The organism is Halomicrobium katesii DSM 19301 (assembly GCF_000379085.1).
GTDB lineage: Archaea > Halobacteriota > Halobacteria > Halobacteriales > Haloarculaceae > Halomicrobium > Halomicrobium katesii.
Map to the genome: position 1 here is coordinate 2,266,753 of NZ_KB905378.1, position 22,526 is coordinate 2,289,278.

At 67.3% G+C, this 22,526-nt stretch carries 22 protein-coding genes; 10 read left to right on the forward strand and 12 right to left on the reverse strand.

What is annotated here, in order from left to right; genetic code table 11:
* Window positions 1–30 precede the first annotated feature (30 nt).
* Together gatE and HALKA_RS0111960 are read left to right on the forward strand one after the other, a co-directional pair.
* Window positions 31–1,899, forward strand: coding sequence for a Glu-tRNA(Gln) amidotransferase subunit GatE (gene gatE, locus HALKA_RS0111955; protein ID WP_018258214.1), 1,869 nt, complete (start codon window positions 31–33; stop codon window positions 1,897–1,899).
* 84 nt (window positions 1,900–1,983) lie between these two features.
* Window positions 1,984–3,489 (forward strand): DUF7504 family protein, encoded by a 1,506-nt coding sequence (locus HALKA_RS0111960; protein ID WP_018258215.1) that lies wholly within the window; start codon window positions 1,984–1,986, stop codon window positions 3,487–3,489.
* 16 nt (window positions 3,490–3,505) lie between these two features.
* Here the strand turns inward: HALKA_RS0111960 and HALKA_RS0111965 are convergent, their stop codons facing one another.
* Both HALKA_RS0111965 and HALKA_RS0111970 read right to left on the reverse strand, forming a co-directional pair.
* Complete coding sequence (locus HALKA_RS0111965; protein ID WP_018258216.1) at window positions 3,506–4,231, reverse strand: RNA methyltransferase; 726 nt, start codon at window positions 4,229–4,231, stop codon at window positions 3,506–3,508.
* Window positions 4,228–4,758, reverse strand: a complete 531-nt coding sequence (locus HALKA_RS0111970) for a DUF8114 family protein (RefSeq protein ID WP_018258217.1) — start codon at window positions 4,756–4,758, stop codon at window positions 4,228–4,230. The genes HALKA_RS0111965 and HALKA_RS0111970 overlap by 4 nt, the downstream gene beginning before the upstream one ends.
* Window positions 4,759–4,848: 90 nt before the next feature.
* Between HALKA_RS0111970 and HALKA_RS0111975 the strand changes: the two genes are divergently transcribed.
* From HALKA_RS0111975 to HALKA_RS0111985, 3 genes are all read left to right on the forward strand, one after another.
* Window positions 4,849–5,133, forward strand: coding sequence for a DUF7577 domain-containing protein (locus HALKA_RS0111975; RefSeq protein ID WP_018258218.1), 285 nt, complete (start codon window positions 4,849–4,851; stop codon window positions 5,131–5,133).
* Between the two features lie 177 nt (window positions 5,134–5,310).
* Window positions 5,311–6,486 (forward strand): dihydropteroate synthase, encoded by a 1,176-nt coding sequence (folP, locus tag HALKA_RS0111980; RefSeq protein WP_018258219.1) that lies wholly within the window; start codon window positions 5,311–5,313, stop codon window positions 6,484–6,486.
* 133 nt (window positions 6,487–6,619) lie between these two features.
* Complete coding sequence (locus HALKA_RS0111985; RefSeq protein ID WP_018258220.1) at window positions 6,620–7,318, forward strand: 6-hydroxymethylpterin diphosphokinase MptE-like protein; 699 nt, start codon at window positions 6,620–6,622, stop codon at window positions 7,316–7,318.
* 73 nt (window positions 7,319–7,391) lie between these two features.
* Here the strand turns inward: HALKA_RS0111985 and HALKA_RS0111990 are convergent, their stop codons facing one another.
* Both HALKA_RS0111990 and HALKA_RS0111995 read right to left on the reverse strand, forming a co-directional pair.
* Window positions 7,392–8,390: a TIGR04024 family LLM class F420-dependent oxidoreductase gene (locus tag HALKA_RS0111990; protein WP_018258221.1), complete on the reverse strand. Its 999-nt coding sequence runs from the start codon at window positions 8,388–8,390 to the stop codon at window positions 7,392–7,394.
* Window positions 8,387–9,157 carry an SDR family NAD(P)-dependent oxidoreductase gene (locus tag HALKA_RS0111995; protein WP_018258222.1) on the reverse strand — a complete coding sequence of 257 codons (771 nt, stop codon included), beginning with the start codon at window positions 9,155–9,157 and terminating at the stop codon, window positions 8,387–8,389. The genes HALKA_RS0111990 and HALKA_RS0111995 overlap by 4 nt, the downstream gene beginning before the upstream one ends.
* Window positions 9,158–9,275: 118 nt before the next feature.
* Here HALKA_RS0111995 and rbcL point away from each other — a divergent pair, with 118 nt between their 5' ends.
* Window positions 9,276–10,547 carry a type III ribulose-bisphosphate carboxylase gene (gene rbcL / locus HALKA_RS0112000; RefSeq protein WP_018258223.1) on the forward strand — a complete coding sequence of 424 codons (1,272 nt, stop codon included), beginning with the start codon at window positions 9,276–9,278 and terminating at the stop codon, window positions 10,545–10,547.
* A gap of 59 nt (window positions 10,548–10,606) precedes the next feature.
* Complete coding sequence (locus tag HALKA_RS0112005) at window positions 10,607–11,623, forward strand: phosphotransferase family protein (RefSeq protein ID WP_018258224.1); 1,017 nt, start codon at window positions 10,607–10,609, stop codon at window positions 11,621–11,623.
* Between the two features lie 164 nt (window positions 11,624–11,787).
* On the opposite strand, the gene HALKA_RS0112010 is transcribed toward HALKA_RS0112005, so the two are convergent.
* Entirely contained in the window at window positions 11,788–12,657 is an 870-nt protein-coding gene (locus HALKA_RS0112010) for an ATP-dependent ribose-1-phosphate kinase (protein ID WP_018258225.1), read from the reverse strand.
* Between the two features lie 276 nt (window positions 12,658–12,933).
* Here HALKA_RS0112010 and HALKA_RS0112015 point away from each other — a divergent pair, with 276 nt between their 5' ends.
* Window positions 12,934–13,203: a hypothetical protein gene (locus tag HALKA_RS0112015; RefSeq protein ID WP_018258226.1), complete on the forward strand. Its 270-nt coding sequence runs from the start codon at window positions 12,934–12,936 to the stop codon at window positions 13,201–13,203.
* Window positions 13,204–13,333: 130 nt separating this feature from the next.
* Here the strand turns inward: HALKA_RS0112015 and HALKA_RS0112020 are convergent, their stop codons facing one another.
* The 3 genes from HALKA_RS0112020 to HALKA_RS22460 all read right to left on the reverse strand — a co-directional run bounded on the left by HALKA_RS0112020 (window position 13,334) and on the right by HALKA_RS22460 (window position 15,625).
* On the reverse strand, window positions 13,334–13,672 hold the full coding sequence (locus HALKA_RS0112020; RefSeq protein WP_015763710.1) for a hypothetical protein: 339 nt from the start codon (window positions 13,670–13,672) through the stop codon (window positions 13,334–13,336).
* 187 nt (window positions 13,673–13,859) lie between these two features.
* Complete coding sequence (locus HALKA_RS0112025) at window positions 13,860–14,855, reverse strand: ribose 1,5-bisphosphate isomerase (RefSeq protein WP_018258227.1); 996 nt, start codon at window positions 14,853–14,855, stop codon at window positions 13,860–13,862.
* A gap of 155 nt (window positions 14,856–15,010) precedes the next feature.
* Complete coding sequence (locus HALKA_RS22460; protein WP_018258228.1) at window positions 15,011–15,625, reverse strand: HTH domain-containing protein; 615 nt, start codon at window positions 15,623–15,625, stop codon at window positions 15,011–15,013.
* 79 nt (window positions 15,626–15,704) lie between these two features.
* Between HALKA_RS22460 and HALKA_RS0112035 the strand changes: the two genes are divergently transcribed.
* Window positions 15,705–16,601: an NAD(P)-dependent oxidoreductase gene (locus tag HALKA_RS0112035; RefSeq protein WP_018258229.1), complete on the forward strand. Its 897-nt coding sequence runs from the start codon at window positions 15,705–15,707 to the stop codon at window positions 16,599–16,601.
* A 55-nt stretch (window positions 16,602–16,656) separates the two neighbouring features.
* On the opposite strand, the gene HALKA_RS0112040 is transcribed toward HALKA_RS0112035, so the two are convergent.
* The 4 genes from HALKA_RS0112040 to HALKA_RS0112055 form a co-directional block, all read right to left on the reverse strand.
* The gene (locus tag HALKA_RS0112040) at window positions 16,657–17,376 is read right to left on the reverse strand and encodes a metal-dependent hydrolase (protein WP_018258230.1); all 720 of its coding nucleotides are present in this window, start codon (window positions 17,374–17,376) and stop codon (window positions 16,657–16,659) included.
* A gap of 103 nt (window positions 17,377–17,479) precedes the next feature.
* Window positions 17,480–18,322 (reverse strand): hypothetical protein, encoded by an 843-nt coding sequence (locus HALKA_RS0112045; protein WP_018258231.1) that lies wholly within the window; start codon window positions 18,320–18,322, stop codon window positions 17,480–17,482.
* 88 nt (window positions 18,323–18,410) lie between these two features.
* Window positions 18,411–19,481 (reverse strand): glycosyltransferase family 4 protein, encoded by a 1,071-nt coding sequence (locus HALKA_RS0112050; RefSeq protein ID WP_018258232.1) that lies wholly within the window; start codon window positions 19,479–19,481, stop codon window positions 18,411–18,413.
* Window positions 19,482–19,758: 277 nt separating this feature from the next.
* Window positions 19,759–21,087, reverse strand: a complete 1,329-nt coding sequence (locus tag HALKA_RS0112055; RefSeq protein WP_245545392.1) for a glycosyltransferase — start codon at window positions 21,085–21,087, stop codon at window positions 19,759–19,761.
* Between HALKA_RS0112055 and HALKA_RS0112060 the strand changes: the two genes are divergently transcribed.
* On the forward strand, window positions 21,080–22,510 hold the full coding sequence (locus tag HALKA_RS0112060; protein ID WP_018258234.1) for an oligosaccharide flippase family protein: 1,431 nt from the start codon (window positions 21,080–21,082) through the stop codon (window positions 22,508–22,510). The genes HALKA_RS0112055 and HALKA_RS0112060 overlap by 8 nt on opposite strands.
* The last annotated feature ends 16 nt before the right edge of the window (window positions 22,511–22,526 follow it).

Below are 22,526 nucleotides of genomic sequence, written 5' to 3' on the forward strand. Positions count from 1 at the left end.
TTTTGCGGGTGGGGCTCGGACCGCCCACTAATGACTGAGTACGACTACGAAGAGCTCGGGCTGGTGGCCGGTCTGGAGATCCACCAGCAACTCGACACGGCGACGAAGCTGTTCTGTCAGTGTCCGACCCGAATCCGGGAACCCGAGGAGTCGACGCGGTCGCTGACTCGCTACCTCCACCCGACCAAGAGCGAACTCGGCGAGATCGACGACGCCGCGCTCGAAGAGAGCATGGTCGACCGCGAGTTCGAGTATCTGGCCTACGACACGACCTGTCTCGTCGAGGAAGACGACGAGCCGCCACACCGCGTCGACCGCGAGGCGATGGACGTGGCCCTGGAGATCGCCCAGCTACTGGACATGAACGTCGCGGATCAGGTCCACGTGATGCGCAAGATCGTCATCGACGGCTCGAACACCTCGGGGTTCCAGCGCTCGATGCTGGTCGCCAACGACGGCGAGATCTCGACCAGCGAGGGGTCGGTCGGGATCGAGGACATGCTGCTCGAAGAGGAGTCGGCCCAGCGCGTCGAGGAGACCGACGCTGGCGTCCGGTTCTCGCTGGATCGGCTGGGGATTCCACTGGTCGAGATCGGGACCAAGCCCGACATCCGCTCGCCGGCCCAGGCCCGCGAGGCGGCCGAGCGCATCGGTATGCTGCTGCGCTCGACCGGACAGGTCAAGCGCGGACTGGGGACGATCCGCCAGGACGTGAACGTCTCGATCGCCGACGGGGCCCGGATCGAACTCAAGGGCGTCCAGAGCCTCGACGACATCGACGACATCGTCCGCAACGAAGTCCGCCGGCAGGTCGAACTGCTGGACATCAGGGACGAGCTGAACGAACGCGGAGCCAGCGTGGGCGACCCACAGGACGTGACGGCGGTCTTCGAGGACACGGACTCCGGTGTGATCCGCGGCGCGCTCGATTCGGGCGGTGTCGTGCAGGCCGTCCGGCTCTCGGGCTTCGACGGCCTCGTCGGCCGCGAGATCCAGCCGGATCGCCGCCTCGGAACGGAACTGTCCGACCACGCCAAGCGTCACGGTGCCGGCGGCATCTTCCACACGGACGAACTGCCGGCCTACGGCGTGACTGAGGACGAGGTCGCTGCGCTGCGGGAAGCTGTCGATGCTGGCCCCGAGGACGCCGTCGTCATCGTCGCCGACGACCCCGAGACCGCCGAGCTGGCGATCGAGGCTGCGGCCGAGCGGGCCGAGACCGCCCTCGACCGGGTGCCCGAGGAGACCCGGGACGCCAACGACGACGCCACGTCTCGGTACCTCCGTCCGCTGCCGGGCGCGGCGCGGATGTACCCCGAGACAGACGTGCCGCCGGTGACGCCCGACGAGAGCGAGGTCGAGACGCCGGAACTGCTGACCGAGAAGGTCGACCGCTACCAGTCCGAGTTCGGCCTCGACGCCGGGCTGGCCGAGCAGGTCGCGTACGGCCAGCGATGGCGGCTGTTCGAGGACGCCGTCGATCGGGGCGCGGACGCGACGCTGGCCGCACAGACCCTGGCGTCGACGGTGACGGAACTGCGCCGGGACGACGTGCCCGTCGCACATCTCACCGACGACCACTTCCGTGCGACGCTGGAGCTGGTCGCCGACGGCGAACTGGCCAAAGAGGGCGTGCCGGAGCTGCTGACGGCGCTGGCCGAGGAGCCCGGCATGGACGCGGCCGAGGCCGCCGAGGCCGCCGGGCTGGGCAGTGCCGGCGAGGACGAGGTCCGAGCGGCCGTCTCGACGGTCGTCGAGCGCCACGACGAGCAGGTGGCCGAGGAGGGCATGGGCGCGTTCTCGGCGCTGATGGGCGAGTGCATGGGGGAACTCCGCGGGAAAGCCGACGGCGACGTTGTCAGTGACGTGCTGCGAGAAGAGATCCAGAAACGGGCGTAGATAAGCGTATTCAGCGGCTTAGCAGTGGTTCGACCGGTGCCTTGACCGTGGGTTTTGTATACACTGGGCGTCATAGGTTTGTGCATGGTACGCACCGGGGGCCGCCTGCCAATCGATTCCGTCCCCGGTGGGACGACGCTGCTGTGCGTCGGCCCGCCGATGGCGGGCAAGCGACGACTCGCACTCAGACTCCTCGCCGACGGGGCCACCGACGACGATACGACCGTGCTCGTCTCGACGGACAGTAGCACGGCCGCCCTGCGCGCCGAGTACGAGAGCGCGCTGGACGGCTCCTCACCGGCGGTCGGCATCGTCGACTCGGCCGGCGACGCCTACGGCGAGGCGACGGACAACGAGTGGACTCGCCACGTGTCGATGCCGGCGGAGCTTGGCAACGTCGGGAGTGCCGTCTTAGACCTCCTCGACGCGCTCGGCGAGGGCCGGGACGGCAGCGTCGATCGAATCGGCGTCCTCTCGCTGACGACGCTGGCGCTCAACGCCGACGTCGATCAGACGATTCGGTTCGTCCACTCGCTGTCGCGGCTGGTCGAGGAGCGCTCCGGGTTCGCCGTGCTGACGGCACACGAGAACTCGTTCAGCAAGACGGACCTGGGCCAGGTCGAGGCGCTGGTCGACGGCGTCGTCTACACCCGAGAGGGGGCCGACGGCCTCGAAGTCCGCGTCGAGGGCCTGGACGGCGGACGACAGTGGGCGTCCGTCCCGATCTCGACCGCGCCTCGGGGCGAACTCGGCGTTCCCCAGCCCGCGACGCCGGCCTCCGGCACGTCCGAGCCGACCGGCCCGACGACGGACCTCGCGTTCGACTCGCTGTCCGAACTGATCGAGCAGGTCGACAGCGACCGTCCGACGCTGACCGTCTGCAACCGAGAGAGCCCGGACGACCGGCTCGAAACCGTCCGCGCGTTCTTCGAGGATATCGACATCGACGTTCGCGAGACCGAGCTCGCGTCCGAGAACCCCAGAGACGTGGCGCTGCTACACCGGGGGCCGGTCCAGATGGCGTCATCGCCGCTCTCACAGCTGGCAAGCGGCGTCGAGACGGCCAACGCGGACGACGACCCGTTCGCGACGCGCCGGGGACCGGACGTGCTCGAAGCGCTCCACGAGCGGATCTTCGGCGCGCGCGGCGTCGAGAAGCAGTTCCTGATCGACGCCAGCACGGCCATCGAGATGACGGCCTGGCAGACCGGCGGCGGACAGTTGCTCGCGGGCTTTCAGCACCTCTCGCGCTACTGGGAGAGCCAGCGATCCCGGCGGGTGATGCACCGGATCGCCGACGCGGGCGTCGACGTACACATCTACGGCGTCCCAGACGTCGTGCCGACCGTCGACCGCCCGAACGTGACGATCCACCCCGACTCCTCGACCGAGATCGAAGCGTCGTGGTTCGTCACGTACGACGGGGACGGCCGCACCGACCGGACGGGCACCCTCGTCGTCCGAGAGACCGACCCGGAGGTCTACGAGGGGTTCTGGACCTACGAGCCCTCGATCTCTCGGGACGTGGTTCGCTATCTGCGCGACACCTACGGCGTGCTCGAAGAGACCGGACAGCAGGCACCGTCGTAGGCGGCCGGGGTCGGCGTCACTCCTCGTCTGAGAGCCGCTGGCTCGCCTGCCGGAACAGCCCTCGCAACGTCGTCGTCTCGCGGCCGGTCGGATGTGCGCGGCCGATCAGCCGCTGGAACAGCCGCCGGGTCTTCGCCCGCTTCTCCTCGGGGTGGTCGATCGCGTCGAGGAAGCCGGCGAACTGCTCGTGGAGCCCCTCGATCTCGGGCTGGGCGGCCCGGTCGTGGGTCGGGTCCGGAAGCTGCGTGTCCTCGACGGTCAGTGACCGCAGTTCGTAGAGGACGATCGTCGCCGCCTGCCCGAGGTTGAGCACGGGGTACTCCTCGCTGGCGGGGATCGAACAGACCTGGTCGAGCCGTTCGATCTCGTCGTTGGTGAGCCCGACTCGCTCGCGGCCGAACACGATCGCGGTGTCGGCGTCGAGGCCCGCAAGGTCGTCGGCGAGGTCTCGGGGCGTCACGAAGGGGTACCGGACGTGCTTGCTCCCGTCTTCGTTCGTGATCGCGGTGCAGCCGACGGTGTGGTACTCGGTGACGAGCTCGTCGAACGAGATCTCTCGGGCCTCGGGGAGAACGTCCTCGCGTGCCTGCCCGGCGTAGCCGTAGGCCTCGCTCTCCCGAGGGAGCTCCGGCGGATCGATCAACAGCAGCTCGTCGAGCCCGAAGTTCTTCATCGAGCGAGCGATCGTCCCGACGTTGCCCGGCGTCTCGGCGTCGACGACGGCGACAGCGACCGAACTCATACGTCGAGGTCGTCCAAGTCGATGTCGAGCGCCTCCAGATCCTCGTCGGCGACGCGCTCGATCTCCTCTTCGATGCCGGGCAGTTCCTCGTGGGGGTCCGGCGTCTCGGGGACGCCGTCTGGGTCCTCGTCGACGTGTTCGACGCCCGCGTACGCTTCGGGGGCGCGACCGCCGTCGGCGAACCAGCCGTGGAACGCGTCTTGCAGGTCTCGGGTCCCGATCAGTTCCTCGTCGGCGACCTCGCGGAACCAGTAGACGAAGTCGGTCTCGTGGTCGCTACAGAGGATCACCTCGCCGCGGGGTTCGCCGTAGATCACCTCGGCCGGCGAGCACTGCTGTGGGTCGTCCTGTCCGTACTGGAGCCAGCAGGCGTCACAGGGGTCCGAGAGCCGTTCGGTCAGCCGCAGCACGCGCGCCTTCGTGTCCTCGTCCATCACCCCGAGCGGTCTGACGCGGCCGTCGTCGTCGTCGAAGACCTCGTCCTCGTCGAAGCGCCACCCTCGGAGTCCGATGTTGACCTTGCCCATGTAGTGCGTTTGCCCGGAGCGGATAAAAGCGGCGCGATGCCGACCCTCGTCGGCACAGTGCTTATTCTGACCGAACCCCAAAGTAGGCGTATGGACCCGCTCTGGGTCGGACTGGCGCTTCTCGCTGGACTGGTCGCCGTCGTGCTGTGGCGGCGGCGAGCCCGCAGGCAGCCCCAGCGCGGCGGTCGGCCGGTGGTGCCGGCGCAGTATTCGAGCCTGCTCCAGGCCGACCACTCGCGATACCCCGGCCTGTGTTCGTCCTGCGGGACCGAGAACACGGCCGGGTACGACTTCTGCCGGGAGTGTGGGGACCGACTGCCCGGTGGGACCCGGGCACGGACGGACGTGGACGTATCGGACATCTTCGGGGAGTGATACGGAGTATTGCCGCTGTTTGCCAGGTCGGCCACACGTCGTCGTGCGGTCGATCCGGTAACGACCGACAATGACCCGTACGATGGGGCACCAGCGACTGGTCAGGGAGCGAATCGGACGGCGCGAACGGACCGCCGCAAGCGGGCCGTTTTTGAGTGGTGAAGCCTCAGTTGGGCCATGCAGAACGTCGACGCCGCCGGACTCGGGATCGGTGACGACCACCCCACCCGGATCATGGGTGTACTCAACGTCAGCCGGGAGTCGCCGTACGACCCCAGCGTGTTCGACGACCACGACGAAGCGGCCGCCTACGTCGAGGAGGAACTCGTCGGCGAGGGCGCGGACATCGTAGACGTGGGCCTGGAGTCGGCCAACAAGCGATTCGACGTGCTCTCGGCCGAGCAGGAACTCGACCGGCTCGACACGGCCATCCAGACCATGGAGTCGGTGAGCGGCGACGCGATCTTCTCGATCGAGACCCGCTATCACGAGGTCGCCGAGGCGGCCATCGAGGCGGGTTTCGACATGGTCAACGACATCTGTGGCTTCGCCGACCCGGAGATGCCACGGATCTGCCGGGAGTACGACGTGGCGGTCGGCAAGATGGCGAGTCCGCCGGACCTCGAACGGCCGGGGGCCGTCGAGGAGACCGACTGGGCGGCGCGCAACTCTCCGTCGTGGGCCCAGCAGGCCGACTACGTCGATCAGGTGTACGAGGCCCTGGGGCAAAACGGGCTGACGGACAAGACGATCGTCGACCCCGCTTTCGGCGGCTGGTCCGAGGCGAAGACGCTCGCGAACGATCGCGAGACGTTCCGACGACTGCGGGAGTTCCGAGCGCTGGACCGACCGATCCTGGTCTCGATCAACCGCAAGAACTTCTTGCGGTCGCTCGCCGATCGCTCCACCGAGGAGGCGCTGCCGGTGTCGCTGGCCGCCACGTCGATGGCGATCGACCGCGGCGCACACGTCGTCCGAACCCACGACGTGGCCGAGACGCTGGACGCCGCCCGCATCGGCGACGCGTTCGCTGGCTCGCCCCTGCGTGAGGCGTCGCTGGGCGTCGAGGAACTGGACGTGACGAACGGCACGGAGGTCGCCCGCCACGTCGAGGCAGTAGACGCCGACTTCGACCCCGAGAACGGGACGACGAGGGCCTTCCGGATCACCGGCCTCGACCCCGCCGGCCGCAAGTCACTGGCAGCGGCCGCCGCCGACACGAGCGTCCGAATCGCCGGCGAGTCGACCGTGGTTCTCTTTGGCACACCGCGTTCGCTGACCCGTCTCGCGGCGACGCTGGACGACAGCGGCCGGGTCGGCGACGTGATGGAATGGATAGCAAACGACGTATAGTAAGAGAAAACTTATACCCAATGCCCCAGAAAGGACGGATGAAGGCCGAAAGGGCACCCGGGTAGGGGTACACGGTCGTGCCATTTCGGCTCAAACTACGGTTTATCCCGACACGAACTCGATAGCAGTAGCTATGGACTACCACCACTGGAACCCGGTCTACGAGGCGATACTGTCGGACTTTGGCTATCCGCGGGCTGGCGACGAGCGGGCCAGGGACCGACTGGCGGCGCTGCTGGCCGGAGCCTCGACCCTCGATCCCGAGTCGATCGATCTGGCGGGACGGACGGTCGCCGTCGCTGGCGGTGGGCCGTCGCTGTACGACGACATCGACCTCGCGGCCGAGGCCGACGCGGTCGTCGCGGCGTCGACGGCAGCGGATCGACTCCTGGCGGCGGGCGTCGAAGTCGACTGCGTGGTCACGGATCTGGACAAACACTCCGAGACAGTCGTCCGGCTCACGAACGGCGGGACGCCGGTCGCGATCCACGCTCACGGGGACAACCTCGGACTCGTCGAGTCGACGGTGCCCGAGTGCGACCCGGCGGCGGTCCTCCCGACGACCCAGGCCGCCCCCGCCGACGGCGTGGCGAACTTCGGCGGCTTCACCGACGGCGACCGGGCGGCGTTCCTGGCCGACCACCTCGGTGGGGCCACGCTGGTCTTTCCCGGCTGGTCGTTCGACGACCCGTCGGTCAGCGCCGAGAAGCGGCGCAAGCTCGACTGGGCCGAGCGACTGCTCTACTGGCTCGAACGACGCCGCGGCGAGCGCTTCGACGTGCTCGACGGGCGTCGCGGCGGCATCGACACGTCGGCGTTGCCAGTCGAGTAACGAGAGCGCCATCCGGCACGGTTCCGCGGTGTGGGTCGCTCGGCGGTGGTCGCGGCCTCGTCCTCGACCCCGGTCAATCGGGTGCCAGTGCAGAGAGGGTCGCGTCGATCTGCTCGGGGTCTGCGGCCCGCGGGAACGAGACCGAGACGGCGTCGACGCCGTCGATGTCCGCGAAGCTCGCGAACCGCTCGCGACACTGCTCGGGCGTGCCAGCCGCCGCCAGCGCGTCGAGCAGGTCGTCGTCGATCGCGTCCATGGCCGCCTCGTGGTCGCCGCCGGCCCACTCCTGTGCGATCTCGTGAGCGGTGTCCTCGTACCCCTGGCGGGCCAGGGCGTCCCGGTAGAAGGTGCCCATGCCGCCGACGTAGAACGCGATGTGCTGGCGGGTCAGCCGACGGGCCTCCACGTCGTCGTCGAGCGCACAGCAGGGCAGCGACAGCGTTACGCGCTGTTCGCTGCGGTCGCGGTCCCCGAGGTCGCCGCCGCGTTCGAAGTCTTCGAGCCGATCTTCGAGTCCGTCTTTCGTCGTCATCAGCGCGTGCCAGCCGTCGCCAAAGCGGCCGGCGAGTTCGACGGATTTGGGACCCAGCCCACCGGCGTCGATGCCGGGCACGGGCTCGGGTGGCTCACAGCGAAGCCGGAACCCCGACAGCTGGAAGATGTCGCCGTCGTAGTCGACGGTCTCACCCGCGAGGACGGACTTGACGATGTCGATCGTCTCGCGGGTGTAGCGCAGCGGCCGCTCGAAGTCGACGCCGTGCCACCCCTCGATGACCATCGGGCCGGAGGGACCGAGCCCGATCCGCAGCCGCCCGTCCGAGACCTCTTGCAGCGTCGCGGCGGTCTGGCCGATCAGGGCCGGACTCCGCGAGTAGACGTTCATGATCGAGGTCCCGATCCCGACGGATTCGGTCTCGCGGGCGATACAGGTCAGCGTCGTGACCGCGTCTCGACCCCACGTCTCGGGGAGCCAGACGCGGTCGTACCCCAGCGATTCTGCGCGCTGACTCATCTCGACGAGCGTGTCGACGCCGGGCTGTGCTGCGACGGGCAAGAACACGTCTCGGTTCATAGTTCTGGGTTCTCCTCGATGTCCGGCACGCCACGCGGCGTGATCGTCTCACCGGTCAGGAACGACGCGCCCTCGCTGGCCAGGAACTGGACCACGTCGGCGATCTCGTCGCTGGTGCCGACGTTGCGGTCCGGGTCGTCGCGGTCGACGTCGTCGGCCTCGATCCCCATCTGGGAGGTCAGGCCCGGCGTGGCGACGTAGCCCGGCGCGACGCAGTTGACCCGGACGCCGTCGCCGGCCCACTCGTAGCCCAGCGTCTTGGTGAGGTTGATGATCGCGGCCTTGGCCGCCGCGTAGTGGCTCATGTAGGGCGCGCCGTCCTGGCCGGCGACGCTGGCGACGTTGACGACGCTCCCGCCGCCCGTTGCCAGCTCGTCCGCGGCGGCCTGCGTGCAGTTGTACGTCCCCGTGAGGTTCACGTCGACGACCGACTCCCAGCCGTTGGGCGAGATGTCGGTAAACGACGACATGAACGACGCGCCCGCGTTGTTGACGAGCACGTCGAGGCCGCCGAACTCGTCGACGGCGGCACCGACGAGCGCCGACACCGCGTCTTCGTCGCGTACGTCACAGGCGACGCCGACGGCGTCCCCCGGATGGGCTTCGCTGATCTCGTCGGCGGCCGTCGTGATCTCCGATTCGTCTCGCGAGCAGATCGCCACGTCGACCCCGTCGGCGGCGAACGCTTCTGCCGTCGCGCGGCCGATTCCGCGCGAGGCACCCGTGACGATGGCCACGTCGCCGTCGACACTGAACTGGTCTGGCATACACCCACAGAGGACCGCTCGCCTGATAAATCCGGGTAGAGAACACGATCGACAACGGAGCGGCCGTGGTTTCGTCGGGCGTCCCACATTTATACGACCGGATGACGTAGCCGTGGGTATGATTGGCATCACCTACGAAGACTTCCTCGACCTGTCCTACGACCCGGCCGACTCCGATCTCGTCTGCGAGTTCTACGTCGAACCCGCCGCCGACCAGCACGCAGAGTCGGCGGCCAGCCGGGTCGCAAGCGAGTCCTCCAACGGCACCTGGGCGGAACTCCAGGTCGACGGGGGCGTCACCGACCTCTCGGCGACGGCCTGCGGGATCGAGGCGGCCACGGCCGGCGACCGCGAGGGCTACCGCGTGACCGTCGCCTACCCCGACGCGCTGTTCGAGGGCGGGAACATGCCCCAGATCCTCTCCTGTATCGCCGGCAACATCCTCGGGATGAAGGCCGTCGACCGGATCCGCCTGCTGGACTGTACGTGGCCCGAACCGCTGGCGACGAGCTTCGCGGGCCCGCAGTTCGGGACCAGCGTCCGCTCCGAGATCTTCGACGCCGACGACCGGCCGATCACCGCGACGGTCCCGAAGCCGAAGGTCGGGCTCTCGACCGACCAGCACGCCCAGATCGGTTACGAGGCCTGGACTGGCGGGCTCGACCTCCTGAAAGACGACGAGAACCTCACCGATCAGGCGTTCAACCCCTTCGAGGACCGCCTGACCGAGAGCCTCGCCCAGCGCGACCGCGCCGAGGAGGAGACCGGCGAGTCAAAGAGCTACCTGCTCAACGTCACGGCCGGCGGCACCGAGATGCTCGAACGCGTCGACATGGCCGCCGAACACGGCTGTGAGTACGTCATGGTCGACGTGGTGACCTGCGGATGGGCGGCCGTCCAGCAGGTCCGCGAACGCTGCGAACGCCACGGGCTGGCGATCCACGCCCACCGCGCGATGCACGCGGCCTTCGATCGCCTGCCGTCTCACGGAGTCTCCATGCGGGTGATCGCCCAGATCGCACGCCTCTGTGGCGTCGACCAGATCCACACCGGCACCGCGGATCTGGGCAAGCTCGCAAACGAGGACACTGTCGGGATCAACGAGTGGCTCACGAGCGACCTGTACGGGCTCGACGACGTGTTGCCGATGGCCTCCGGGGGACTGCATCCCGGCCTCGTTCCGGAACTGGTCGATCGCTGCGGGACGAACATCGGGATTCAGGCGGGCGGGGGCGTCCACGGCCACCCCGACGGGACCCACGAAGGTGCGAAAGCCCTCCGTGCGGCCGTCGAAGCCGCTGCCGAGGGCCGATCGATCGAGGCCGCTGCCGACGACGAGCCCGCGCTGGCGACGGCCCTCGACAAGTGGGGCACCGAGACGCCCAGGTAGCCACCGCTCCGAGACGAGAAACTACCAGATTTTTGCCGACCCCGGTCCTACGGGCGGTCGTGTCGACTCCCGTCACCGACATCGAAGCCGTTCTGGAGGAGTCCGGGCCGGACTACACCGACTTTTCGTTCGAGCGACCGGGCAGTGGCCACCAGAGCGACGTGTACATGGTGACGCTCGAACACGCCGGCCAGGAGTACGAGGTCGTCGTGAAGTTCGAGCCCGACGACATGGAGTCGTTCGCCGTCGAGCCCACGCTCCACGACTACGTCTCGGAGCGAACGACGCTGCCGGTGCCGGATATCCTCGTGTTCGAACAGGAGCCCGACGTCGCCGTCCCGCCGTACTTCGTGACGGCGCGCCTCGAAGGGGACAACCTCGCGGAGAGCTACGCCGACCTCTCGACGGCCGACCACGAGCGCGTCCTGAAACAGGTCGGCCGCATGCTCGGCGACCTCCACTCCGAGATCGCGTTCGAGGCGTTCGGCTGGCTGGACCTCTGGAACGACCGGATCATCGTACGGGATCTGACCGCCAGCTGGCGTGCGTACTTCGAGCAACTGACGACGGCTCACCTGGACGGCCTCGCGCACACGCCGTTCGCGGACCTGCGCGAGCGGGCCGAGCGCAACCTGAAGCCGGCGCTCTCGCTCGTCCCCGAGGAGGGGGTCCCGCGGCTGGTCCACGACGACTTCCGGCCGGCCAATCTCCTGTTCGATCCGACGCTGGACGACCCGATCACCGCCGTGCTCGACTGGCAGGACGTCCTCGCCGCGCTCCCGGAGTACCACCTCGCACAGACGGAGTTCCTCTTCGTCGACTCGTCGTTCCAGGACGAGAGCGTCCGTGAGCGCCTCCGCACGGCCCTCTACGAGGGGTACAACAGCGAGCGCCCCTTTGCCTTCGACGAGGAGTACGTCCGGAAACGCCCGATCTACCAGCTCTCGACGCTGCTGTGGCGGATGGGCGGGTTCGAGGGATCGTTCGCAGCGGACTCCGGCCTCGCACGGGCACGCGCCGAGGCCCAGTACCGCCAGGAGTTCGAGCGCCTCGTCGAGGCGCTCCCGCGGCCCTGACTCATACTATAGTAGCCATTGAAAATCAATGCACACCCGATCGCACGACTGCAGTGCGATCGGTGTGTAAATCGTTTCAATTGTTACTATACCGGCTGTAAATCTGTCACGGATTTCGCCACCCCAGGGTGGCGAATATCTGAACGAAGTTACAGCCGGCAGTATCACTCTCCCGGCCCGATGTCGAGCAGCGCCTCGACGTCGCGCCACTCCGCGTGGAGTCGCGCCCCGGTCGTTCTCGCCGCCAGTGCGCCACAGGCGTTGCCCACCGCCAGCGCGTACTCGTCGCTACCGGACTGGCTGGCGGCGAGAAACCCCGCCGCGAACGCGTCGCCGGCACCAGTCGTGTCGACCGGATCGACGGCGAATCCGGGGTGACTGATCGTCTCGCCGTCAGTCCGGACCTCGGCCCCGCCCGCGCCGTGCTTGACCACGACGCGGTCGACGCCGGACAGCAGCCCGGCCTCGGCGGCGATGTCGGCCTCGCGCCGATTCAGAAAGACCAGATCGACCGCGGCGAGCACCGGCTCGTAGTCGCGCTCGTCGAGCCGTCGGCCCGGGTCGAAGCTCACCGGACAGCCCGCTTCGGTCGCCCGCCGGGCGAGCGCGACGGCGGTCGCCGGCCGCTGGCTCGTCAGGTGGAGCCGATCGGTCGCGTCGAGGGTCCCCGGTTCGAGGTCGTCGGCCCGAAAGGACTCGTTCGCGCCGTCGTTGCCCAGCATCATCACCTCGCCGCCCTCGTCGACGACGAGGTACTTCACCGCGGTCGCGTCGTCGGCCTCGACCAGCACCGTCTCGACGCCCGCCCGATCGAGTTCGCGCGCCGCCAGCCAGCCGTGTTCGTCGGCACCGACGCTGCCCAGCAGCGTCGTCTCCACGTCCAGGCCCGCCAGCAGGACCGCGACGTTCGACGCGCTCCCGCCGCCGGACTGGCACTGGTCGACGATCTGGGCTTCGCCGTCCGGACCCGGAAGCCGATCGACCTGCAGCGTCACGTCCCAGTTGACGTGGCCGGCACAGAGCACGCGCGCCATTACGCCACTGTCGGTCGGGCGTGAATAAGTACCTCGGGGGAACGATCCCGCGCTGGCGGCCCCCGCGACCGCGCACATCGCCGGCCGTCAGTCCGCGTGACAGTTCGCCAGTTCGAGGTGCGGATATCGCCCACCGGCGACGGCCACCACCAAACTATCCGCGTGGCGTCGCTACATGCATCTCACCGGGCGCAGGACAGTCGCAAGTCTGCAATTCTGGGGGAGTGGCCGTTCAGATGACAAGAGATTATTTCGCCCGGACACGAGTGGTTCGTTGTGAACGTTTCACCCTCCAAACTGATCGGCGTTCTCTTTACCCTGACAGGTACACTGAGAGCCATCAACGGGGTTTTCCTCGAGGGCACCGCATCGGGACTCGAAGTCGCCGTCGACGTATTCTTCGTCATTACAGGAGTTGTCGTGTTGTTTCAATCGACGCGGAATCCGCCGTTCAGCGAATATAGTGTCGGGATATCCATCATCATCCTCGCTCTCGCTGCAGCGGTCGTCCTGACATCGCTGCAAATACTCCTACACATGATTTGAACGCCGTCAAAAAGAGACGCGAGACGATAGCACGTCGATAATTCGGTATGTTGTCGGAAATCCTATATGATGGTTGCTTTCTACCCCAGTGGCTGTGGAATAGCTGAACCGTGCATGTGCGAACACACCGTTACAGATCATGTTTTGAGGGGTCACAAAGTGCGATTCGCACCTCCTCGGCAGAGACGGTGAATATCACGACTTCCAACCCGTGTTCAGTGGCGATATTGCGTATGCTTTCGGGGGCGTTTTCTGGAGCAGCATCCACGGTACCACCGTTCCATGATAACGTGTCGAGAATTCGCATCCAAAGTGTTTGATTCTCGTGTTTCAATCCTCCCTCGCGTGGGATTTTACCGGATACCCACTCACCGGACAGCCCCGACACAGCCGTATCGCCGCTATCGAACTCGAATCCAGAATAGCCCGCTTCTTCGAGTTCCTGTCTCACACGCTCCCAGTCCGTCATTAACCGTCTAATCGAACAATACGGGGTTAAATATATCGTCTATACTGAATGAGACGTGCTTCACCTGTACCGACCGTACACCGACCGAATCGAGACGGTGAGGGTCGGGGCCGTTCTGTGACTCTTCGGTAGGCGCGACCCCTTGACCTGGATGTCCATCCGAGAGCCAGCGCCGGACTCCAGTCGCCTACGACTCGTCCTCGGGTCGGCGTTCGGCTTCCCTCGTCGTCGGCTCCGCCCACGGCTCTCGGGTCCCTTCGCCGAACAGTTCGCGCATCAGCGTGACGACGCTCTCGGGCGGGAACTGGCCGCGCTCGGTGACGATGGCGTCGACGTGGCGAGGTGGCGTCACGTCGAAGGCGGGATTCTCGACCGTGATCTCGCCGATCTCCGCGCGGTCTTCGGGAGCGATCACCTCCGACTCGTCGCGCATCTCGATGTCGACGGTGTGGCCGGTCATCGTGTCCGGGTGGAGCTTGATCGTCTGGGCGGCGACCATCACCGGCGTGCCGCGCTCGCGGGCGTTGACCGCCAGCCCGGACGTGCCGATCTTGTTGACGACGCTGCCGTCGGCGGCGATTGCGTCGGCCCCCACGAGGACGTGGTCCACGTCGCCCAGAGAGCGTCGGGCGGCGCTGTCGACGATCAGGGTCACCGGGACCCCGAGCTCTCGGAGTTCCCGCGCCGTGATGTGGCCCTGCTTGCGCGGTCGGGTCTCCTTGACGACCGCGCTGATGGCTTTGCCCTGCTGGACCGCGTGCTCGATGCAGGCGACGGCGTCCGTCGAGTGGCAGTGTGTCATCACCCGGTCGCCGTCTCGAAGCCGGTTCGCGCCGATCTCGCCGAGGTCGTCCTGCGCGCGGTCGAGCTGGTCGCGAAACGACGACCCGGCCCGCTCGACGGACGCTCGCAGCGCGGCGACGCTCTCGCCGTCCATTCGCTGGAGCACGTACCGCAAGGCGTTGGGCAGGCTCACGGCGGTCGGCCGCGTGTCCAGCAGGGTGCGTGCCGCCGCTCTGATCTCCCCGCGAAACGCTGCCGGGGTCTCGGCCCGGCTCTCCGCTGCCTGTGTGACCAGTGTCGACGCCGCCGCGTCGGCGATCGTCGCCGCCCCGCGGGTCTCCATGGTCTCGATGTCCTCGGCCACGGTCTCGACACGGGAATGCAGCGGTGGCTCGCCCATACGTGGCTTTGGCTATCGGTTCCAATAAGCACGGCGGCGCTCGCACTGCTGTCGTGCGATCGAGTGTATCTCTCATACGGAAAGTTGTCGGTCTTTACCAGATCGACCGCACGCCGTCGTGCGGTCGACTGGGTAAACGCCTACAATCGTCCGTATCAGTGGCTCCTGTAGATCAGGCGTCCAGTCCCGGTTCGAGCCGCAGCGCGGTGCGGTCGACGGTCACCGTGTCGAACTGCGTGAGCCACCGCTCGTCGCCGCGTTCGAACGCGTCCAGGCAGTCCTGGACGCGGTAGTTTCGCTCGCCGTCCGAGCACGGAAAGACCGCCCGGAGCCGGTCGCGCTCGTAGATCGCCAGCGAGACGACCGGGAAGACGACGACGTCGTCGACCCGACTGATACGGTTTATTGTAGTTGCTTACCGGTGATCGTCGCCACGGAGTAGACGATCTCCGGTAAATCGCTACAATAATCCGTATGAGGCCGACGTAGGACCGCGCCCGTCGTTCGAACGCGGGCTCTAGCGCGTAGTCGTTTCGCTGTGCCCAGGCCGCGAACTCGTCGTAGCTGGCGAGTGCGCCGTCGCGGCGATCCTCGTTCAGGGTCCGGATCCGCTGCCACTCGTCGGCGACGGTCGACTCGTCGATCACGTTCTCGGTTTCGAGTTCGCGGACCCGCTGTAACACGTCTCGCTGGGCGTCGTAGGTCCCGTAGGTGTCCCCCCGTAGATACAGCTCCGCCCGCAGCTGCCGGTCGTGGCTCTGGTCTGTCATTCGAGTTGACATGATCGCGCGGGGCTCAAAACTCTTTCCCGGCCCTGTTTTGAAGTCCCCGGCGACCGAACCCGGTGACATGGCACGATCCGTCGGTTTCGTCGGCCTCGGTGCGATGGGTGCGCCGATGGCCTGGAACCTCGACGACGCGGAGTTCGACCTCACCGTGTACAACCGGACGACCGAGCGAGAGCACCCCTTCGCCGAGGCGGGCGTCAGCGTCGCCGACTCGCCGAAACACCTCACCGAGCGCGTCGACGTGGTCTGTCTGATCGTCACCGACGGCACGGCCGTCGGCGAGGTCCTCGAACGCGACTTCGGTATCCTGGCGGGGATCGACGAGACGACGACGGTCGTCCAGATGAGCACGATCGGTCGCGACGAGACGCTGGCGGCGGCCGAGGCCGTCCGCGAGCACGGTGGCCGCTTTCTCGACTGCCCCGTCTCGGGGACGGTCGGCCCGGCCCGCGAGGGGACGCTCGTCGGGCTCGCCGGCGGCGACGGCGACGTGATCGACGACGTCGAACCGGTGCTGTCGGCCATGTGTGACCCCGTCGTCCGGTGTGGCGAGGTCGGGCAGGGGACCAGCATGAAGCTGTTCGTCAATCTCCTGTTGGGCACCGCTATGGGCGCGTTCGCCGAGGCGCTGACCTTCGGCGCGAACCAGGCGCTCGAAATCGAGGACATGCTCGAAGTCGTCGAGAACGGCGCGCTCGACTCGCCGCTGTTCTCGGCGAAGGGCCAGCAGATCCGAACGGACGACTACGACTCGCGGTTCCCCGTCGACTACCAGTTCAAGGACCTCGACCTGGCGCTGGACGCGGCGGGCGACGCCCGCGTCCCGATGCAGGTCACCGCGGCGGCCCGCGAACTGTTCAGCGGTGCCCGAGCGGCCGGCCTCGGCGATCGAGACATGGCTGCCGTCGTCGAGCCGCTGGCCGAACAGACCGGCGTCTCGCTCTCGTCGGACGACTGATACGGAAAGTTGTAGGTCTGTCGCGGCGAGCGTCGGAAAATCGAGTGTAGCGTCGTCACTCGGCGACGGTGATCGACTCGTCGCCCGCCAGAATCCGCACCTCTGCGGAGCTCCCGGCGGCAGTGACTTCACGCCGGAACTCCTCGGGATCGACTTCGATCGGCGGGAAGGTGTCGTAGTGCATCGGCAACGCCACGTCCACGTCCAGCCAGTCGACGGCGATCGCGGCCTGCATCGGCCCCATCGTGAAGTGATCGCCGACGGGGACCGCGGCCACGTCGGGCTCCAGATACGGACCGATCACCTCTCGCATCTCGGTCATCAGCCCCGTGTCACCGGCGTGGTAGAACGTCGACGATTCGGCGTCTGACACCTGCGTCGGCTTCGTGTCGGAGATGACGAAGCCGGCCGGCATCCCACCGCCGGTCGACTCGTAGGTGGTCTCCATGCCGTTCGTGTGGTCGGCGCGGTGGAGGGTGACGAACGCGTCGTCGAGTTCGACGGTCCCGCCGAGGTTCGCGCCGATCGTCTCCGAGACGCCGTAGTTGTCCGCACAGTACTCGACGACCTCGGGCAGTCCGACGACGGTCGTCTCTGAGAACGCTCCGACGTCTGCGATGTGGTCCATGTGACCGTGGGTCAACAGGACGTAGTCGGCGTCGACCGCTCCGGGCTCCAGATCCGTCTTCGGATTGTCGAAGAACGGATCGACGAGGAGTGCCGTGTTGTCGACCGTTACGTGGAACGTCGAGTGGCCGTGCCAGGTGATCTCCATGGTCACGTGGACGTACTGCCGGCTGTCACTTAAGCGTATAGCAGCGCACCACACGGCCCCCGTGTCCCGGTGGCGATCGACGCGCCAGCTGACAGCCACAGCCTCACTCTGCGTAGCCCAGCGCCTTCAGTCGCCCCTCGACGGACTCGGCGGCGTCGGTCGCCGTCCGCGGCCGGAACTCGACCCACGGCACCTCGACGAGCGGGTCGACGTGACAGCCACAGGGGTGCTCGTACAGGCGCAGTTCCCGCGCACGGCCGAAGATCTCGCCGTGGTCGGCGGTCACCACGGTCGTGTAGCCGGCGTCGAGCCACTCGCGGAGGTACGGTGCAATGGCGTCCCAGACGCTCCAGACGGAGGCGTTGTAGGCGTCCCTGGCCGCCTCGATGTCGACGTGGCCCCGCGCCATCGCGACTTGCAGGGAGTCGATCTCACCGTCGTTGCCCGCCCACGGACCGAGGTCGTCGTAGGCCAGCCGCCACGAGCCGTCGAGTTTCGCCACGTAAGGCCAGTGTGGCTGCTGGAGGTGTCCGACCGCCGGCCCCGCCCCGCTGTCGGCGATCTCCGTCACCCGGTCGAGGATCGGCTCGGGCAGCACCGTCGAGAGCTCGTCGTTCCAGTGGCGCTCCCAGTACCGCTCGACCGTCGCTCCGAGTTCGTCCGTCACCTTCGCGTACTGGGCGTTCCCGGAGACGACGGTCGCCGCGTCGAGCACGCCCGAGGAGACGCACTCGCCGAGCCACTCGGGCGTACAGCTCGCTGGCGAGGTGACCGTCTCGATCGGCCAGTGGGCGACTGCTCGGAGCGCGTCCGCTCGACAGGCGTCGAGCACGAGGAGGATGTCCCAGTCGGTGGCGTCCAGTCGCCGGTGCTGTGAGCCGCCCCGGCGGCCGGTCACCTGCTGACAGAGGTACTTCCTGGCCCTGTAGGGGAACGGCTCTTTCATCTCCTGTCCGGAGTTGCCGGAGGCAATCGTATAAAACGGTCGGAACGATCGGTCTGTCTCGTCCGGACTCTCGTCCGTGTGGCGATGTTCAGCGGTCGGTACACTCCGCGTACAGCGCGTCGAGGCGTCCGACGATCGCGTCCCACGAGTAGGTCTCGATCACGTACTCGCGGGCCCGCTCGCCCATCTCGCGGGCTCGCTGCTCGTCGGCGTAGATCGTCTCGATACGGTCACGCAGCCGTTGCTCGTCGCCCGGCTCGACGACGTAGCCCGTCTCGCCGTCCACGATCGCGTCTGCGACGCCGCCGGTATCCGTGGCGACGACCGGGAGGCCGGCCGCCATCGCCTCCAGCACGGCGTTGGGGAGCCCTTCGCCGCGGACCGACGGCAACACGAAGAGCCTGCCACGCTCCAGATACTCCCCGACGGCCTCGGGGGCGACCTCCCCGACGAACGTCGCGTCGACGCCCAGCTCGTCGGCCAGCGCCTCCAGCTCCGATCGCCGGGAGCCGTCCCCGACGACGGTGACGGCGGAGGCCGCCCCAGTCCCGGCCAGTGCGCGGAGCAGGACGGCCACGCCCTTCTGTTCTTCCAGCCGCCCGACGAACACGATCTCGTCGCCAGACGCCGTCTCCGCCGGCACGTCGACGCCGTTGCCGAGGACGCGCACGTCCGTCGGATCGAACTCCGCGGTCACGTCCGCTCTCACCGCCTCCGACTGGACCAGGACGGTCGTGTCCCACAGCACGGTCCGTATCAGCCACCGCTTGACCGGATTGGCCTTCATGAAGTAGTAGTCCCCGCCCCGGATCCACGCGAAGTAGGGAACGCCCGTCAGATAGTGGACGACCGTCCCGACGAAGCCGTTGGGGTAGATCATCATGCACTGCAACACGTCGATCTCGTTCCGGTCCCGGACGAGCAACGCCGTCAGCGCGAGCAGGTACGTCAGCGTACTCAGAAACGACGACCGCCGGCAGTTGGGGACTCGAACGATCTCGTAGGGCTCGTCGAGTTCGGTCTCGCGGCCGTAGGCCTTCGTGTAGACGGTCACGTCGTGTCCGGCCCCGGAGAGCGCGCGGGCCATCCGGCGCGTCTGGGTCTCGGTCCCGCCGATGATGTCCGGCGGGAACTCTTTGACAGTTATTGCGACGTTCATCACTGGATCTCCGTGGTCGTCACGGGCTCGCGGGCGACGCCGGTCGCCCGGTCGAGTACCGGAAGGTGTCGGCAGTTCCATTTAAGCGGTCGGGTTTTACTGCCGACTGTCCGTCTGTGACGAATTTCGCGACCCCATCTCGCGAATATCGTGATACGGATTATTGTAGATCTTTACCGGATCGACCGCACGTTGTCTTGCGGTTGAACGGGTAAACGGCTACAATAATCCGTATGAAACAGTGACAGCCGGCAGTATTCCGACCGGCGTCGCCGTGCTACAGGAGCGATCTGTACAGGTCGACGTACTGCTGTCCGATCGCTCGCCAGTCGTACTTCCGTTCGACGCGTTCGCGAGCGCGCGCCCCCATCGCCCGCGTCAGCTCGAAGTCGGAGAGGAGTTCCAGCAGCGCGTCGGCGATCGGCTCGGCCGCTTCCGTCGGGACGACGAACCCCTCGTTACCGTCTCGGACCATCTCGTGTGCGCCGGAGGTGTCGGTGACGACGACCGGACAGCCGACCGCCATCGCTTCCAGTCGGACCAGCGAGAAGCTCTCGGAACGCGAGGGGTGGACGAACGCTCGGGCCCGCGCGAGGTGGTCCCGAACCACCGACTGGTCGACGTAGCCGTGGAAGGTGACGTTGTCCGCGACGCCGAGGCTGGCCGCCTGTTCGCGAAGCGCCTGCTCTTCGGGTCCCTCGCCGAACACGTCGAGATGGACGTTCGGGACGGCTTCGACGACGGTCGCGAGCGCGTCGAGGAGCACGTCGTACCCCTTGCGCCGTTCCAGTCGTCCGATCGCGACCAGCGTCTCCGTGTCCTGGCGCTCCGTGAACTCGAACAGCTCCGCGTCGACGCCCAGGGGGATCACGTCGATCTTCGACTCGTCGACGTGTCGCGCGTACGCCTCGCGCGCCTCTTCGTGGACGACGGTGATCCGGTCGGCGGCTTCGAGGGTCCGCCGGAACAGCGACATCCGGGCGGGATCGATCGTCACGTCGCGCACGGCGTCCATCGGGTAGTAGACAGCGTTACTGACTGGCAGCGGGAGCTCGTAGCCGATCGCCTGTGAGAGCATGTTGTTGAACTCCTCGGCCATGATCGCGTGCCCGGTCTGGCACGGGCCGAGGACGGTCGGCGTGTCGGCGGCGATCCCGGCGAGCAACACGGGGTTGAACCACCGGTAGCTCAGGTTCATGTGGTGGTAGATGTCGACAGATCCGGCCCGGATCTCGCGGGCGGCCGTCCGGAACGACCGGCCGTAGTACTGGAGCCTGTTTTGCGTCCCCAGCTCCCGAACGGTGACGTTCTCGGCTTCGACCGTCGTCTCCTCTTTCCCGACCAGCGCGTCGATCCTCACGTCGTCTGCGGTCATGTTGTTCAACACGTTGTAGCTCTTGCCGTACCGCAGATTCGAGAGACGGGTGTCCGCCGGGGCGATGAGGACGCGCGCCATGTCCGAGGGGATATTCCGGCCACGGATATAGACCCCGGTGGTCGGCCGGCGGGGCACCGCCGTGGAACGGTTCGGACGGCGACCGACGGCCGCCGAACCGTCCAATATAAACCACTGCTTGCCGACGTTCGACTCGATAGGGATGCGCATCGGCCAGACCTCGTTCGTCACGTTCGTCTCCAAGTTTCTCGCTTCTGGCGCGGGGTTCGTCGGGACCATCGTGTTCGCCCGGCTGCTGGGCGCGGACGTGCTGGGTCGGTACTACCTGTTGCTCTCGATCGTCGCGTGGCTGGCCCTCGCCGGGACGCTGGGCTTCGAGAGCGCGATCGCCAAACGGCTGAGCGAAGGCGAGGACCGGGGTGCCTACAAGGTCGCTGGCGGGCTCTGTATGGCCGCGCTGACGGGCTCGATCGTCGTCGTCCTCTTCCTCGGCGAGGGGCTGGTCGAACAGCTGTTCGACATCCGCCGGGTCGAGTTCGTCGCGGTCTTGCTGCTCGTCGGCGTGGCGAGTTCGTACGTCGACTCGATGCTGAACGGCGTCCATCTGGTCCACGTCGCGTCGTCGCTGCGGCCGGTCCGACAGATCGTCCGGACCGCTCTGCAGGTCGGCGGTCTCCTGCTGTCGTTCGGGCTGGCCGCGCTCGTCTACGGCTACGCGGCCGGGAGCCTCGTCGTCGTCGTCGTCGGGCTGTACTTCGTCGGCCGTCCGTACCGACTGCCGACGCGGGCACATTTCGAGAGCCTCTACGAGTACGCGAGGTACGCCTGGCTCGGGCGTATCCGGGGCAAGACGTTCAACCAGGCAGACGTACTGGTCCTCGGTGTCTTCGTCTCCGACGAGCTCCTGGGCGTCTACGCGATCACGTGGAGCCTCGCGAACTTCCTCATCATCTTCAGCAACGCCATCAGCTCGGCGCTGTTCCCGGAGCTGAGCAAGCTCTCGGCCGAGGACAGCTTCGATCAGGTGTCGTCGCTGATCGAGGACTCGTTCGCCTACGCGGGCCTGTTCACGATTCCGGGGCTGGTCGGCGGAGTGCTGCTGAGCGATCGCCTCTTGCAGATCTACGGCTCGGAGTTCCTCAAGGGGACTGAGGTGCTGTGGCTGCTCATCGTCGCCGTCCTCGTCTACGGCTACCAGAGCCAGATCGTCAACGCGCTCAGCGGCATCGACCGGCCCGGCGAGGCGTTCAGGGTCAACGCCGTCCTCGTCGTGTCTAACGTCGTCCTCAACTTCGCGCTGATCTGGCAGTACCGTATCCTCGGAGCGGCGATCGCGACCGCCACGTCGGTCGTCCTGAGCTTCGTCGTCGGCTACTTCGTCCTGCGGAGCCACGTCTCGGTCTCGCTCCCGGTCGAACGGATCGGGACGCAGGCGGTCGCCGCCGCCGGGATGGGCGTCGTCGTCGCGACCGTCGAACGGGTCGCACGACCGGTCTTTCCGCTGGTCGACCCCACCGCGACGGCAGCGCTGCTGGTCGTGGTGGGTGCGCTGGCGTACTTCGCCCTTCTCTGGGCGCTCTCCGGGGATTTCAGGACGGTCGTCCGCGAGAACGCGCCCGCGATCGCGCTCTGACTCCGAATCCCGTCGC